This is a genomic window from Leeuwenhoekiella sp. MAR_2009_132 (assembly GCF_000687915.1).
Classification (GTDB): Bacteria; Bacteroidota; Bacteroidia; order Flavobacteriales; family Flavobacteriaceae; genus Leeuwenhoekiella.
Map to the genome: position 1 here is coordinate 903,695 of NZ_JHZY01000004.1, position 15,380 is coordinate 919,074.

The 15,380-nt window shown below is 37.0% G+C and carries 11 protein-coding genes and 1 riboswitch; of the genes, 6 read left to right on the top strand and 5 right to left on the bottom strand.

Annotation, left to right across the window (positions count from 1 at the left end; all coding sequences use genetic code 11):
• Window position 1 precedes the first annotated feature (1 nt).
• Window positions 2-3,385, bottom strand: coding sequence for a bifunctional aspartate kinase/homoserine dehydrogenase I (thrA, locus tag P164_RS12320; protein WP_028376642.1), 3,384 nt, complete (start codon window positions 3,383-3,385; stop codon window positions 2-4).
• Between the two features lie 68 nt (window positions 3,386-3,453).
• Entirely contained in the window at window positions 3,454-4,731 is a 1,278-nt protein-coding gene (locus tag P164_RS12325) for an O-acetylhomoserine aminocarboxypropyltransferase/cysteine synthase family protein (RefSeq protein ID WP_028376643.1), read from the bottom strand.
• Between the two features lie 117 nt (window positions 4,732-4,848).
• A riboswitch (SAM riboswitch) is annotated at window positions 4,849-4,958 on the bottom strand.
• Between the two features lie 375 nt (window positions 4,959-5,333).
• Here P164_RS12325 and metK point away from each other — a divergent pair.
• The 3 genes from metK to P164_RS12340 all read left to right on the top strand — a co-directional run bounded on the left by metK (window position 5,334) and on the right by P164_RS12340 (window position 7,943).
• Window positions 5,334-6,587 (top strand): methionine adenosyltransferase, encoded by a 1,254-nt coding sequence (gene metK / locus P164_RS12330; protein WP_028376644.1) that lies wholly within the window; start codon window positions 5,334-5,336, stop codon window positions 6,585-6,587.
• 74 nt (window positions 6,588-6,661) lie between these two features.
• Window positions 6,662-7,588 (top strand): 2-hydroxyacid dehydrogenase, encoded by a 927-nt coding sequence (locus P164_RS12335; protein WP_028376645.1) that lies wholly within the window; start codon window positions 6,662-6,664, stop codon window positions 7,586-7,588.
• 115 nt (window positions 7,589-7,703) lie between these two features.
• Complete coding sequence (locus P164_RS12340) at window positions 7,704-7,943, top strand: hypothetical protein (RefSeq protein ID WP_028376646.1); 240 nt, start codon at window positions 7,704-7,706, stop codon at window positions 7,941-7,943.
• An 88-nt stretch (window positions 7,944-8,031) separates the two neighbouring features.
• On the opposite strand, the gene P164_RS12345 is transcribed toward P164_RS12340, so the two are convergent.
• Together P164_RS12345 and P164_RS12350 are read right to left on the bottom strand one after the other, a co-directional pair.
• Complete coding sequence (locus tag P164_RS12345; protein ID WP_028376647.1) at window positions 8,032-10,734, bottom strand: carboxypeptidase-like regulatory domain-containing protein; 2,703 nt, start codon at window positions 10,732-10,734, stop codon at window positions 8,032-8,034.
• Between the two features lie 45 nt (window positions 10,735-10,779).
• Window positions 10,780-11,616, bottom strand: coding sequence for a GLPGLI family protein (locus P164_RS12350; protein ID WP_028376648.1), 837 nt, complete (start codon window positions 11,614-11,616; stop codon window positions 10,780-10,782).
• A gap of 138 nt (window positions 11,617-11,754) precedes the next feature.
• On the opposite strand from P164_RS12350, the gene P164_RS12355 reads away from it, so the two are divergent.
• From P164_RS12355 to P164_RS12365, 3 genes are read left to right on the top strand one after another with little or no spacing between them, the layout of a single operon-like run.
• Window positions 11,755-12,540, top strand: a complete 786-nt coding sequence (locus tag P164_RS12355) for a hypothetical protein (protein ID WP_051621348.1) — start codon at window positions 11,755-11,757, stop codon at window positions 12,538-12,540.
• Between the two features lie 7 nt (window positions 12,541-12,547).
• Entirely contained in the window at window positions 12,548-13,162 is a 615-nt protein-coding gene (locus P164_RS12360; RefSeq protein WP_028376649.1) for a deoxynucleoside kinase, read from the top strand.
• 18 nt (window positions 13,163-13,180) lie between these two features.
• A complete protein-coding gene (locus P164_RS12365; protein WP_035899814.1) occupies window positions 13,181-14,323 on the top strand; it encodes an arabinogalactan endo-beta-1,4-galactanase in 1,143 nt (380 codons plus the stop codon).
• Here P164_RS12365 and P164_RS12370 read toward each other — a convergent pair.
• Complete coding sequence (locus P164_RS12370) at window positions 14,312-15,340, bottom strand: App1 family protein (protein WP_028376651.1); 1,029 nt, start codon at window positions 15,338-15,340, stop codon at window positions 14,312-14,314. The two genes, P164_RS12365 and P164_RS12370, sit on opposite strands and share 12 nt — an antisense overlap.
• Window positions 15,341-15,380: the final 40 nt, after the last annotated feature.

The window sequence follows — 15,380 nt, forward strand, 5'->3', positions numbered from 1 at the left end:
TTTAATTATTTCGTTCTGCGAGTTTTAAAATATCTCCAAAAACCCCTCTGGCAGTAACCGCAGCTCCTGCCCCGGCTCCCTGTATCACTAACGGATTTTCGCCATACGACTCGGTATAAATCTCAAAAATACTGTCACTGCCTTTAACCTGCCCTAAAGCCGAATTTTTAGACACGGTCACCAGCTTTACTTCGAGCGTCCCGCCATCTTCCTGAGATAAATCTCCGTAAAGGTCGCCAACATATCGCAAAACTTCGCCCTCTTTTAACGCTTTTTTACGCGCTTCGAATACGGCATCGAGTTCTTCTAAACGACTTAAGAAATCTGAAGCCGCTCCATCACGCAAATTATCAGGAATAAGATTTTCGATCTGTACATCACTAAACTCCTTATGTAAGTCGAGTTCGCGCGCTAAAATTAACAGTTTACGTCCTACATCATTGCCGCCCAGATCTTCTCGTGGGTCTGGCTCTGTAAACCCCTTGTCAATGGCGTCCCCAAGCACATCAGAAAAGCTTCGGTCTTCTACAGAAAATGTGTTGAATAAATAACTAAGCGAGCCACTAAACACTCCCTTTATACGCGTGATATTATCACCTGAAAGATGTAATAATCGTATGGTATCTATAAGCGGTAAACCTGCACCTACGTTAGTCTCATACAAATAGCGTTTTTGGTTTTCGTCTAAAACCCTACGTAATTTTTGATAGAAATCATACCCTACAGTATTTGCAATTTTATTTGAAGAAACCAGATCAAAACCGTTTTTAGCCAGATCGATGTAATTTTCAATAAAAGCTGAACTAGCCGTATTATCAATAGCAATCAAATTTGCAAGATGATTTGCTTTTGCGAAAGCGATAACCTCTTTTACACCACCTTCTATTGCTTGTGTGTCAAAATGGGATTTCCAATCTTCTGCTGCCCCATTTTTATCTAACAATACCTTCTTAGAATTAGCTACCCCAAAAATATTTAGTGAAATACTCTTGCGATCTTCTATTGTTGCCGCAGAAGCAAGTATTTGATTAATCAATGTGCCACCTACTAATCCCTGACCAAATATGGCGACATTTATTTTTTTAGCAATGCCAAAAATCTCCCCGTGAACCACATTAATTGCTTTATTCAATTGAGGTTTGCGCACGACAACACTTACATTTTTACCGGTTACCGTATTATTAAAAAGTAATGGAACAATACCATTTTTAATAAGAGCACTATAGGGTTTATGAAAGGTGCTTAAATCCTGACCTATAATCGAGATCACAGCAACCTCATCAATAACTTCAATGCGGTTTACATCCTGATTTTGAAAATCTGCTTCAAACTCAAAACGCAGTGCAGAAATTGCCTGTTGAGCCTGCTTTGTTTCTACAACTAACCCTATACCGCGTTCTGAAGAACCCTGCGCAATAATACTTACGCTCACACCGCTGTTTCCTAAAGCTCTAAAAATACGGGCATCAACACCTACTTTACCTAAAAGACCACGGCCTTCTAGATTAATTAAAGCCATCTCACTCAATACCGAAAGGGACTTAATACCTTCCTGCTCTGTTTGTGCAGTGATTAAAGTACCGGTATCGTCTGCATTAAACGTGTTTAAAATACGTAACGGAATATTCTTCTCAATCAACGGGATGATCGTCTTGGCGTGCAACACCGAAGTTCCAAAATTTGCGAGTTCGTTTGCTTCGCTATACGTTAAACGCTCAATTTTTTGAGCATCAGGCACCATATCGGGATTTGCGGTAAAAATACCATCTACGTGGGTGTAGTTTTGCAACTCGCCTGCATCAAGGTAGTTTGCTAGTAAAGAAGCCGTGTAATTACTCCCGTTTCTACCTAAGGTGGTCGTTTGATTATCTTCATTACTGGCGATAAAACCGGTAACTACATTTACCGTATCGCCATTATATTTGGCAAAGTGCTTTACCACCTGTTCTTTTGAACGGGTATCATTAGGCTGTGCATTGCCAAAAGTCCCATTGGTTTTTATTAGTTTACGGGTATCTGCAAAGTGCGCTTTAACACCTTGCTTTTGCAAAAGATGCGTTACTGTTTTTACTGAAATTAATTCACCAAAAGACAAGACCTCATCTTTCACTTTTCGGCTGTAATCGCCCAGTAAAGCTACTCCTTCAAAAAGACGTTTTAATTCTGAAAATTCTTCAGTCAAATCAACATCAAAATTATGTTGTTGATAGATTTTAAAAGCATCAAATCTATGCTGAATATCGAGACCTGAAGCAGCGGCTTCAAGTAGCGCTTCTAACTCATCTGTGGCACCACCTCGCGCAGAAAGCACTACTGCAATACGCTCGTGATTATTAACTTTAGATTGAATAATATCTAGTACAGTATCTAATCCTTTCCCATTTGCTAATGATTTTCCGCCAAATTTTAAAATTTTCAGCTTTGCAGTATCTGCTCGAAATACAGGATATAATAACTGCTCAAGCTGTTCAAATTCAATTAAAAAAGCATCGTGACCGTGTACCGAATTAATCTCGCCATAGGTTACATTGTTCTTATGTTGCGCCAGCTGCTTGTACGTTTCTCTGTTTTCTGCAGGTGTAAAAAATAGATCAGAATCTACTCCAATGATGTGAATATTTGCCTCTACCTTACTTAAAATCTCATTAAAACCTTCGCGCCCACGAGTTACATCTATGGTTTTTAGAAGCTGATTCATTAACCGGTAAGCTGCTACCTGAAAGCGGTCTTTTAACTTGTGTCCGTGATGGTCTAACCAGCTTTCTACATTAAAGATTTTGAGATCTTCATTTGTGCTGCGCTGAAATTTATTTTTAAACGATTCTGGCGTTCTATAGCACAACATTGCGTGCATACGCGCATCGTGAACCGGCTGTGAAGAATTTTTTAATATTTGTTCCTGAATCTGGCAGTTAGCAATAAGCCAATCTGTAGACTTCCAGTCTGATGCAACGGGGATTAGATGCTTAGTGATATCTGGCTGAAGCGCAATCATCTCCCAGGCAATACCGCCTCCCAGTGAGCCTCCTACAATAGCAAAAAGTTCCTTAATCTTTAGTAATTTAAGACCTTCTAAAAAAGAACGCGCCACATCCTGAGCCACAAAATCTTTGTAATTTTCGATCAAGAATCCGTCATAACCATTCCCCGGAATATTAAAAGAAAGAATGCTATACGTATTTGTATCTATACACTTATTCTCTCCTATAATTTCATTCCACCAGCCGTCTTCACCACTCACGTGCGAGTTACCGGTAAGTGCATGGTTGACTAAAATTAACGGCGCTGTTCCCAGTTTTTGACCAAATGTCTCATAACTCAATGGCAGATCTAATTGATAACCTGACTGCGTTATGAAATTTAGTATTTCAAGTTTGTGTACCATTTAGGGTAAATTGTAGTATTAATCGCCTATCTCCAGATAGGCGATTTGTAATTTTATGTAGTAACTGCTTATTTAATTTGTGCGAATGCCGCTTTTAGATCAGCTTTTAAATCTTCAACATCTTCAAGACCTACAGAAAGACGTATTAAATCTTTAGTAACTCCCGTTGCTTCCTGAGCCGTATCTGGCAGTTGCTGATGCGTGGTACTTGCCGGGTGTATAATTAATGATTTAGTATCTCCTATATTTGCCAGCAGTGAAAAAATTTCCGTTTTATCTGCAACTGTTTTCGCTCCTTCAAATCCACTTTTTAAACCAAAAGTCACGATCCCACTTTGACCGTGAGGCAGGTATTTTTTTGCTAAAGTATTGTATTTACTACTCGCTAAACCAGGGTAATTGACCCAGGTAACTTCGGGCTGTGCTTCTAACCAGGTTGCTAATTCCAATGCATTTTCACTATGTTGTTTGATGCGGACTTTTAAAGTCTCTAATCCCTGAATAATTTGAAATGCGTTAAACGGACTCAAAGCAGCGCCGTGATCTCGTAATCCTTCAATACGTGTTTTTGCTATAAAGGCCGCAGGGCCTAATACATCGTGATATACTAACCCGTGGTAACCCGCAGAAGGTTCTGTAAACTCGGGGAATTTTCCGCTAGACCAGTCAAAAGTACCTGCATCTATAATAACCCCACCTAAAGAAGTTCCGTTACCATTAATGTATTTAGTCAAAGAATGAATTACAATATTTGCCCCGTGTGCAATAGGATTTAAAAGTGCAGGTGAAGCGACGGTATTATCTACTATTAAAGGTATTTTATGCGCCTTAGCTGCAGCAGCAATTCCTTCTAAATCCAGCACATCAAGCTTAGGATTTCCTAAAGACTCAACAAAAATAGCACGCGTATTATCCTGCACAGCAGCACCAAAATTTGCCACCTTATCAGGATCTACAAAAGTGGTCGTAATCCCAAATCGCGGAAGTGTAACGCTTAATAGGTTATAAGTCCCACCATATAAACTACTTGATGCTACAATATGATCGCCCTGCTTTAAAAGGGTTAATAATGCGGTATTGATTGCTGCAGTCCCAGAGGCTGTAACAACTGCTGCAATACCACCTTCAAGAGCAGCAAGGCGTTGCTCAAGAATATCATTTGTAGGGTTATTTAAGCGTGTATAAATAAACCCCGGTTGTGATAAATTAAATAATCCTGCGGCATGGTCAGAGTCGTTAAAAACATAGCTGCTCGTCTGGTAAATAGGCACAGCGCGTGTGCCCCCATTAGCTTTAGTGTCATGACCCGCGTGTAATGCTTGTGTTGAAAATTTTTGAGTACTCATTTTTCTCTTTTTTAGTTAAAATAAATTAAACCAAAAGTCAAATAGTGCCGCCCTGGCATCAATTACAAGAAAAATGTTATGAAGAAAAATAAACTATTTAAGAACAAATAGTTTGTTAGGTTATCTATCATCAGTAATTAAACTGTTGTAGAATTTAGCACCTTCATCCCGTAGGAAGGGTTGCTAAGGCTTCATTGGGTCTATCCCTCCGCCTTTCTTGATAACATTTCAGTATGTGTTTGAACTTTGTGAGTGTAAAGATTGCAAAACCTTTTACAGATATGCAAGTAAAGAACGTTTAATTTTACAAAATGAAAATTTTTCATAAGATTTTGATTCCCGTTTTTTAATACCTTCTAAATTTATACATTTGCCCCCCAAAAGAGGAAAGATTTGACTGATTGCAACCTCTTATACTGAATAATTTTTCGGTGTAAAAAATGCTAAAGGCAGTAACCACTACCCTTAACAGGCATTTGTCAAATCTTTTTTTCGGCTTTAAGACAATCCTCTGCGGAAACGCCAGAGGTACGAATCGATAATTAATTTTAAATTTTAGATAATTCTGAAATTTAAAACCCGGTAGGGAAAAAATTGCTTGAATGGCTTACTTATTTACCTCAGAAAGCGTGTCTGAAGGACACCCGGATAAAATCGCTGATCAAATTAGCGATACATTATTAGACAATTTTCTAGCCTTTGACCCCGAGTCAAAAGTAGCTTGTGAAACACTTGTGACTACCGGCCAGGTTGTACTTGCCGGAGAAGTAAAAAGCGATACGTATATAGACGTTCAAAATATTGCAAGAGGTGTTATCAACGATATTGGTTACACAAAAGGAGCTTACCAGTTTAGTGGTGATAGCTGTGGTGTAATTTCTCTTATACACGAGCAGTCAAAAGATATTAATCAAGGTGTAGACCGCGCTTCAAAAGAAGAGCAGGGAGCCGGTGACCAGGGGATGATGTTTGGTTACGCGACTAAAGAAACGGCTAATTATATGCCTCTCGCTTTAGACATCTCGCATCGCATTATGATCGAACTGGCAAAACTACGCCGCGAAGAAAAAGACATTACCTATTTACGCCCAGATGCTAAAGCACAGGTAACTATTGAATATTCTGATGATAACATACCTCAAAAAATCGTTGCTATTGTAGTTTCTACACAGCACGACGAATTTGATAAAGACGAAAAAATGCTTGCTAAGATTAAAAAAGATATGATCTCTATTTTAATCCCTCGTGTAAAAGCAGGTCTTACCGAAGATATTGCCAAATTATTTAATGACGAGATCACCTACCATATTAACCCAACAGGGAAATTTGTTATAGGTGGTCCTCACGGAGATTCTGGTCTTACAGGGCGTAAAATCATCGTAGATACCTATGGCGGTAAAGGTGCTCACGGTGGTGGTGCATTTTCTGGTAAAGATCCCAGTAAAGTAGACCGTTCTGCGGCTTATGCTGCACGACACATTGCTAAAAATTTAGTGGCTGCAGGTGTAGCTGATGAGGTTTTAGTACAGGTATCTTATGCTATTGGTGTTGTAGAGCCCACTTCTATATTTGTAGACACCTACGGAACTAAGAAAGTAGCTATGAGCAACGGTGAGATAGCAACAAAAGTACGTGAGCTATTTGATATGCGCCCTGCGGCAATTGAAGATCGTTTAAAATTACGCAATCCTATTTATAGAGAAACTGCGGCTTATGGTCATATGGGAAAAGATCCTCAGATAATCACTAAGATTTTTGAAAGCCCATACAGCGGTAGAGTTACTAAAGAAGTTGAACTGTTTACCTGGGAGAAGCTTGACTATGTAGATCAAGTAAAAGAAGCATTTGGGTTGTAAAACCTAAATACTTCATAAACTATACCTAATGCCATTCAGTCTGAATGGCATTTTTTAATTTTAAGCTTAAAAAAATGGCACTTTTACTTATACGCAACGATAAAAATTATACGCCGTGGATTGACGCTTTAAAGAAAGCCGATTCTTCAATCACCGTAGTAACTCCCGAGACGGTGGAAAATCCTGAGGAGGTTACAATGGCTGTTACCTGGAAAGCTCCACAGGGAAGTTTTGCTAAATACACTAACCTTAAAGCTATAGGCTCTATGGGTGCTGGTGTAGATCATTTATTTGATGACCCATCACTGCCAAAAAACATATCACTCACTCGCGTAGTAGATGATAAACTAGCCAGCGATATGCAAGAATTTGTTTCTGCATTGTGTCTCAACCATATTAGAAATTTAAAAGAGTATGCTGCTTTGCAAGCACAAGCAAAATGGAAACCTACATCGTATAAACGCGCTAAAGATGTTACCGTAGGTATTCTGGGCTTTGGCACGCTGGGACAGGCTGTTGGGAATATGCTTAGTACTATTGGATTTAAAGTTACCGGCTGGTCACACTCAAAAAAAGATGTTGAACAGATTACCAGTTATTCTCAAAATGAACTCGATAGATTTTTAGCTGAAGCTGAGATTTTGGTGTGTTTGCTACCCCTAACAGATAAAACTGAAGGAATATTAAATACTGAATTGTTTTCTAAACTTCCTAAGGGCGCTTATTTAATTAATGTAGCGCGTGGCGGTCATCTTGTCGAAACTGATTTAATCGAAGCCCTAAACAATAGGCAATTGAGCGGCGCTGCCCTTGATGTATTTCATACAGAACCTTTGCCACAAGATCATTTGTTTTGGAACCGAAACGATATTACAATCACCCCACATATTGCCAGTATGAGCAATGCAGCTTCAGTTTCTGCGCAAATTGCCGAAAATTATAATAGAGTTAAAAATGGAGAAGAATTACTAAATACCGTATCTAGTGAAAGAGGGTATTAACTAGATTGATTTGATTATCATAACCGTTAAAACACCCCTAATTACTTGTAAAGTGAGGTTAAAAAAGGCATTTTCGGGATTCAATCCTTATATCTTTATTCAAAATTAAAAGATTATGGATCAAGCAAAGTATGACGAAATGGAAAAAATGCTTCACAAACTGGAAGATATTAAAAACAGCCAGGAAAGCATTATCGATAAAATAAATCACGTAATTACAGATCTTTTTCAGCACCCAGATGGAGATCTTGAAAAAGCAATGGAAGTTGCACATCAAAAGGCTTCAGATAATGTAAATAAAATAGCAGAAGCTATCGAAGAATACGAGATGAAATTTAATAAAGCACAGTTATAGCTGAGCCTAAATGATAAAATGTAAAACCCGTTAAGTTCTACAGACTTAACGGGTTTTTTAATCCTTTTATAACGCTAATTAATTGGGATTATAAATTGTATTTAACAGAGAGCATAACGATACGCGGTTGCACAAAGTATTCGGTTGTGGTACTAAATGTTTCATTAAAACTATCATTATTTAAAGAGTCTACATTTAACAGGTTTGTACCATCTAGACGAAATTCCCATTTACTTTCTGGTTTTTGATAACGTAAGCCAGCTTCAAAAAAAGCATACTCGTTACTTACCGTATCATCTTTATCATAATAGTTATAATAACTCCAGTCTGCTGTAAACGTAAATCCTTTTAAGAATTTTACATCTACATTAGCAAAAGGCCTATCTGTATAAAATATACGGTCTGTATTTCCTGTCTGGTAATTGTTAATACTTCGGTTATAACCTATTTCAAAATTTGGGGCATTCTTAAAATTAGTTTCTACACTCCCTTGATAATTTTGTGTAAAATTTTGAGATTGGGTAGGTAGCGTATTTACAATATTATTCAATTCGCTATACGAAATGCTTCCGCTTAAATTTGCTTTAAATTTTCTGAAAGTTTTCTGAAACCGTCCGTTTGCACTCAACACTTCATCTACAAAATTACTATTTATAGGAGATGAAGCTTGATTGATCTGGTTTATCGCAGTTTGACTTTTTATGGCATCAATACGTTTTGTATAGCTCAACCCACCATTTATATTGGTAAAATTAAACATGTTGAAGTTAAAATAATTCAGTCTGGCGGTGTGAAAAATTGCATTCTCAATGTCGCGGTTTCCTCTAAACATTCGGTTATAATTATTAAAAACATAACCTTCAGCAAAATTATTTACATCTGTATAATCTGCCGTCATCTGGTAATTAAGACGTAAACTTTCACTCTGTTTAAATTGCGCGATGGCATACAGATCTGGTAATAACTTAAGTTCACTACTACGGGTTTCAAATCCCAGTTGTTCTGATGCGACTGTGTAATTATGAAGGGTAAGACCCGGTGTAACTGTGAAAATTCCGGTTTTAAACTTATAATGCGCTCCTACAAACACATCACTAAATCTATAAGTCACATCATTATTAAGACTATCTCCCACAAAATTATTAACAGTACCATTATTTAAAATCTGAAAAATATTTGAGTTAAAATCCTGACGGCTCAAGGTCGTACCCACAGTAAGATTTAGGTTACTTTTATCATTAATTACATAGTAATAATCAATCTTACTGTCAATCTTATTCGTCTTTATCATCTTATCCTGATTGATATCAAAATTAGATTGATTAATAGTATCTAACGGAAGGATTTGTGTAAACGGCTGCTGTTGTAACGTTGCATTGTAAAAAGGATCTTCATTCTGATATAAATGCTGAATAAAACCGGCAAAGATATTCTTATCGTCTAACGTGTAATATGCGTTTAAATTCTGGTTAATGCTAAACGGGTTATTATCTTTTTGCTCATCTATATCATTTGAGGTTGTAGTGCCTGAATCTGTAAAAACAGATAACGCATCTGTTATTTCACTTTGATTTGATTTTTTAGCTAACACATCATAATCTAATTGTAGTTTATCATTAGGTTTATAGATCGAACTAAATTTTACCATCCCCAATTGATTACGTTGATCGCTAGATTCTGTATTGACCTCAGTAGCCTGCGTAGCAATATAATTGCGTAGCGATCGCTGAATAAAATCTGTAGCGTTATCACTAAACAAAGCAAAACCACTTAAATCCCAGGCCTCAGAAGCCTCATAGCTAAAGTTTGCCGCCGCAAAGTTTGTTGAAAGTTCGCTTGCTCGGTTATTTTGCGTTGTCAAAAAGCTCAACCCGCTGTCTGCTATATTAAAAGATGTACCGCCCCGTTGATTAAAATTTCTAAAACCTCCCGTAAAGTTGAAATAATCGCGAAATGTAAATGGCACATCGCCCGTATTATTTGTGTTCCCTATAAGGTTTATACTTCCTTTAGGACTGTAATAGAAGAGTTTGGTGCTTCCTAAATAACGCGTTTTACCTCCATCGCCTATACCGCCCTGTATCTCTCCAAACCAGAAGTTCTTTTTACCTTCTTTTAATTTTAAATTAATAGCTACGTTATCCTGATCATTTCCCAGACCTCGCATTTGATCTACCTCATTAAAATTTTTGAGTACTTCAACCTTTTTCAATGCATCTGCAGGAATATTTTTTACGGCTAGCTTTGAGTTTCCATCAAAAAAGTCTTTTCCTTCAATCATTACTTTAGAAACCGTTTGGCCTTCTATTTGAATTTCGCCATCGTCACTTACGGTAACCCCGGGTAGTTTTTTTAAAACGTCACCTAGTTTTTGTTCGGTTCCGTTTGTAAAACTATCTGTATTGTAAACTATGGTATCGCCGCGCACCACTACGGGCATTTCATACACAATCTCCACATCATCAAGTTGATTTGCTGCAGGTAGTAAAACAAAATCAAGTGTCATATCTGGCGCATCTTTTTCTAGCGTGATATCTTTTGTGGTAGGTGCCAGCCCTAAAAAACTAGATACTAAAGTGTAACTAGCTCCAGAAGGTAAATTAAATTGATACTTCCCGTCTGTGTTAGAAATTGCATACGACTCCATATCACCCGTATCGCTGCGGGTTGCGATTACATTTGCTAATTCTAGAGGAATACCTATACTGTCTTTTACGGTTCCTGTAATACGTACGCTTTGTGCAGTTGCAGAGAGGCTTAAGAATAAAATTAGGCCGAAAATATATTTCATTGCTTGTACTTGTTAGTTGATTGTTTGGTTGTTTAAAGCAAATTACTATCCTCTACCTCCGGGGCCATTACGTCTCCCATTTCCAAAGCGCTCTGCCATTTCTTTGGTTTTTTCAGCAACAATTTTTTCATACTCACTACGAGTAACTTTATCTCCTTTTTTAGGAACTTCAATATCTAAACCTTCTTTAGGGTTAATGACAATTTTATTACATAGAATTACAGTACGACCTGCTGTAACTTCAAGAATTAAGCCGGGTAATCCCCAGTATTCATCTGGACCCTGACTTACAGGAATTTGAGGTGTGTACCAGGCTGTAATCACTTCTTCGGTAGGTTTTGAAGTTTCTTCTTTATTCTCATCACCTCCACGTCTAGAACGCATCGCTTCCCAGGGGTTTTCATCTATTTTTCGTATTGCAGTAGCTTTAAAAGCTGCATACTGCCCTATCATTTTACTTTCCTTTTCTAGTTTCCAGTCTAATTTTGACAAAGTATCCTTTACAAGAAAGTTTTTTCCCATCAAGTCATTTTCACGAGCATACACATTCTCTGCTACGTTCTTATAAATTCCACCTTGAGAAAAACCACCGGCAAAACGTATGTTACTGCCACCAGTTCCAGGAGTCTCTAGTTTTGCTACTTCTTCGTAGATAGATTCATCTTTTGTAAACGTAAGGGTAAACACTTTTTCAAGCCTATTTTTTATACGCTCTGCAAATTGTTTCTTTTGTTGATCGCTCATTTCACGACCTCCAAAATTTTCCATATCAAAAGATGTTTTTGACTGGTAGGTTGCAACACCTCCATCAAATTTTTGTGCACTTAATCTCACAGAGGCAAGACAAATAGCGAGAACCAGCAATAGCGAATTAATTTTCATACGTCAAAGAGTTTATCGCACTTTGACATATAATATTCTGAAAGGTTTAACGAGTTGTTTTAAATAAGATAATTTTTTACGCAAGTATTCTAATTACACAAACCACTGTTGCTTTTTTCGTATTTTTCCTAAATGCGAATGCTTCTCTACTTTTTAATTTTATTACCGGGTTTCTTATCTGCTCAGGAGTCTTATACTGTTCTAGCAACTCCATTAAACAAACAAATTCAACTTACAGCAGATCAATTTATAGGCGTTGATGCATATAAAAATTTGTATTACACTAAAGACAAAACCTTATTTAAACAAAGTAGTGATAAAACAATTCAATTTAGTGATTTGTTATTGGGCGATATAAACGAAGTTGATCTAACTAATCCGCTGAGGATTACACTCTTTTATGCCGAATCAAATACAGCTGTAATTCTTGACAACACGCTTAATGAAATTACCCGCATAAACTTTAACGAACTTGAGAATTTTAGAAATGTAAGTCACGCTCGTACTGCTAGTGATCGTAGATTATGGATTTTTAATACAGATTTACAGCGTCTTGAATTGTATGATTATCAAAAAAATACATTTAATAGCGATTTTACGCCACAACCATATAATGCTTTAATGCTTGCCAGTGATTTTAATACATGTTGGGTTTTAACAGACGATTTTATTTATGAGTACAATCAATATGGAAGTTTACTTAATAAACACATTGCGAACGGAGTAGGTGAAATTCAGTATTCAAACGATCTGTTAATAGGTTTATACGAAGGAAAACTTTCAGTTAAAGCAAAATCAAATAACACGTGGTTACCTATTAAAAACCTTCCTGAAGATAGCATTGCATTTTATTTGAATGCAGGAATCCTGTATCTTTACCGTTCTGATCTAATCTCAACCTACAAACTGAATCTACCTAAATAATAATCACATGCACGTAGCCATCGCAGGCAATATAGGCGCCGGAAAAACAACTCTTACACGACTTCTCGCAAAGCATTTTAACTGGCAAGCACAGTTTGAAGACGTAGTTGACAACCCGTATCTCGATGATTTTTACAATTCTATGGAGCGCTGGTCTTTTAATTTACAGATATACTTTTTAAACAGCCGCTTTAGACAACTCTTAGAAATACGAGACAGCAAAACAGACATTATACAGGATCGTACGATATATGAAGATGCTTTCATTTTTGCACCTAACCTGCATGCAATGGGTTTATTGACAAATAGGGATTTTAATAACTATCGATCCTTGTTTGACCTAATGGAAAGTGTTGTTGATCCGCCAGATTTATTAATATACCTACGCAGCAGCATACCTAATCTTGTAGCTCAAATACACAAGCGTGGTCGAGATTACGAGAATTCTATATCAATTGACTATTTAAGCAGATTAAATGAGCGCTACGAGGCGTGGATTCACGATTATAAAAAAGGAAATCTTTTAATCATAGACGTTGACGACATCAACTTTGTTGATAATCCCGAAGATTTAGGAGACATTATAAACCGTATTGATGCCGAATTAAATGGTCTATTTTAGCCTAAAATATCAAATTCTTTGAATTACCTCAATGGCTTATTGCTCTTAGTACTGCTTGTTTCAAGTTGTGACAAACCTAATCCCGATAGATTTATAGCACAACCTGAAGCTCCTATTTTAGGTGCAGATTTGTCGTATGTAAATGAGATTGAAGATTCTGATGCCTATTTTACTTGGGCAGGAGATACCATAGATCCATATGCTTATTTTGCAGAAAAAGGCGCTAATATTATACGTTTACGATTATGGCATAATCCAGAACATTCACCCTATTCTAATTTTGAAGATGTAAAAAGGTCTATTAGACGAGCACACGAAGCGGGCGTCGCTGTATTGCTCGATTTTCATTATTCAGATTTTTGGGTTGATCCTCAAAAGCAAGAACGCCCAAAAGCCTGGGATGCTATACTTGACGACCGTATTATGGCTGATAGTGTATACAACTACACCTTTAAAACGCTAAGTAAATTAGCTGAAGAAAACCTGCAACCGCAATGGGTTCAAATAGGTAATGAAACCAATATTGAAATTCTTCAACCCAGAGATGCTGTGGGTAATGATACCATTAACTGGGAACGGAATGCGTTATTATTAAACAGTGGAATTAAAGCTGCTAGGGATTTTTCTGATGTATTTACACAACCGGTTAAAATCGTATTGCATATTGCACAGCCCGAAAATGCTTTAAACTGGTTTCGCAAAGCGGAAGAAAACAAGGTGTCAGATTTTGATATCATAGGCCTTTCCTATTATTCTAAGTGGTCAACTTACCCGCTCAATGAATTAGCGGATGCCATAGATTCTTTAAAAACTACGTTTAACAAAGAAGTAATAATTGTAGAAACTGCATATCCTCATACTTTACAAAATGCAGATCACGCAGGAAACATTTTAGGTGAAGATGCCTTGATACCTAATTATCCCGCAACACCAGAAGGTCAAAAAAATTATATGATTAAGCTTACTAGCGAAGTTTTAAAAGCTGGTGGACTTGGCGTCATTTATTGGGAACCTGCCTGGGTTACCTCAACTTCAAAAACGCTTTGGGGCACAGGATCACACTGGGACAATGCAACGTTTTTTGACGCATCAAATTCAAATGAGGCATTGCCTGCATTTGATTTTTATGATACTAAAAATTATAAAGATTTATATAATTAAACCCAAATCACGCGCATGCTCTTCTGCCGTGCTACTATCTTTTACTAAAAGTGCAGGTGTTATTTCAAATTTCTCTAAAAGACCACGAACTCTAAAAGCACGTTTTTCGTGATTCACACTTCGTAAATAAATTGCTTTTATACGGTCTGGATATTCTTCTGCGATTTCAATATAAATATCTGCATCGTGTTCACCACTATCACCTATTAGAACAAATTGAAGATCTGGGTAAGTTTTTAAAATATTTCTAATTTCGTGTTGTTTATGTGGCTTTTCAGGCTTAGGAGTTCTGTCAAAAGGAGTTCGTAAATCCCGAAGTAATATAGCCCCTTTTGGAAAATTGTTATGCTTAATAAAAGCCTCAAGATAATGATATAAATTCCACGGACTGTTACTCACATAAAACATAGGATTAGATGCCTCGCCAGATTTGCCTAAATGTAATTTTTTATAAAAGTCTGCCGCACCGTTGAAAGGCGACCGCTTGCCCACTCCTCTAAAAATAGTATTCAAAATAACCCTCCATTTTAATAACGAAGTGACACCTGTTTTAAGCATGGTATCGTCTATATCACTAATAACACCATACTCTACCTTATCTGATGGTATAAGCATCTGGGCCGCAAATCTGTTATCATTGTTAACCAGGCGCTTTTGATTTTCATCATCGTAACTTAACTCTAGTTGTAACCAGCCTTCATCATTTGTTAAACTTTTTAAATTAGCTATTTTTTCATCTATTTTAAAATAGCCTTCATTGTCTGTTACAGCATAAAGAATACGATCATCTGGCAGTCTTATTTTTAATCTTGCTTTAGGCAACTCGTCACTTTTAAATTGCTTGTACGCATTTTTAAAAGCATTAACAAAACCAGTTTTATCGAGGTTAACGCCTTCATCCTCTAGCGCTCTGCCTAATAAATAGATATGCTCATTAGTGCCATAGCTTTGATATCCATGAATCTGGAGCGGATCTTTTTTGTGTAAGTTTAATTTTTGTAAAGCATCTTTCAACATACTTTGAAATTATAAAATCCCGACTGTCTAGCCGGGATTT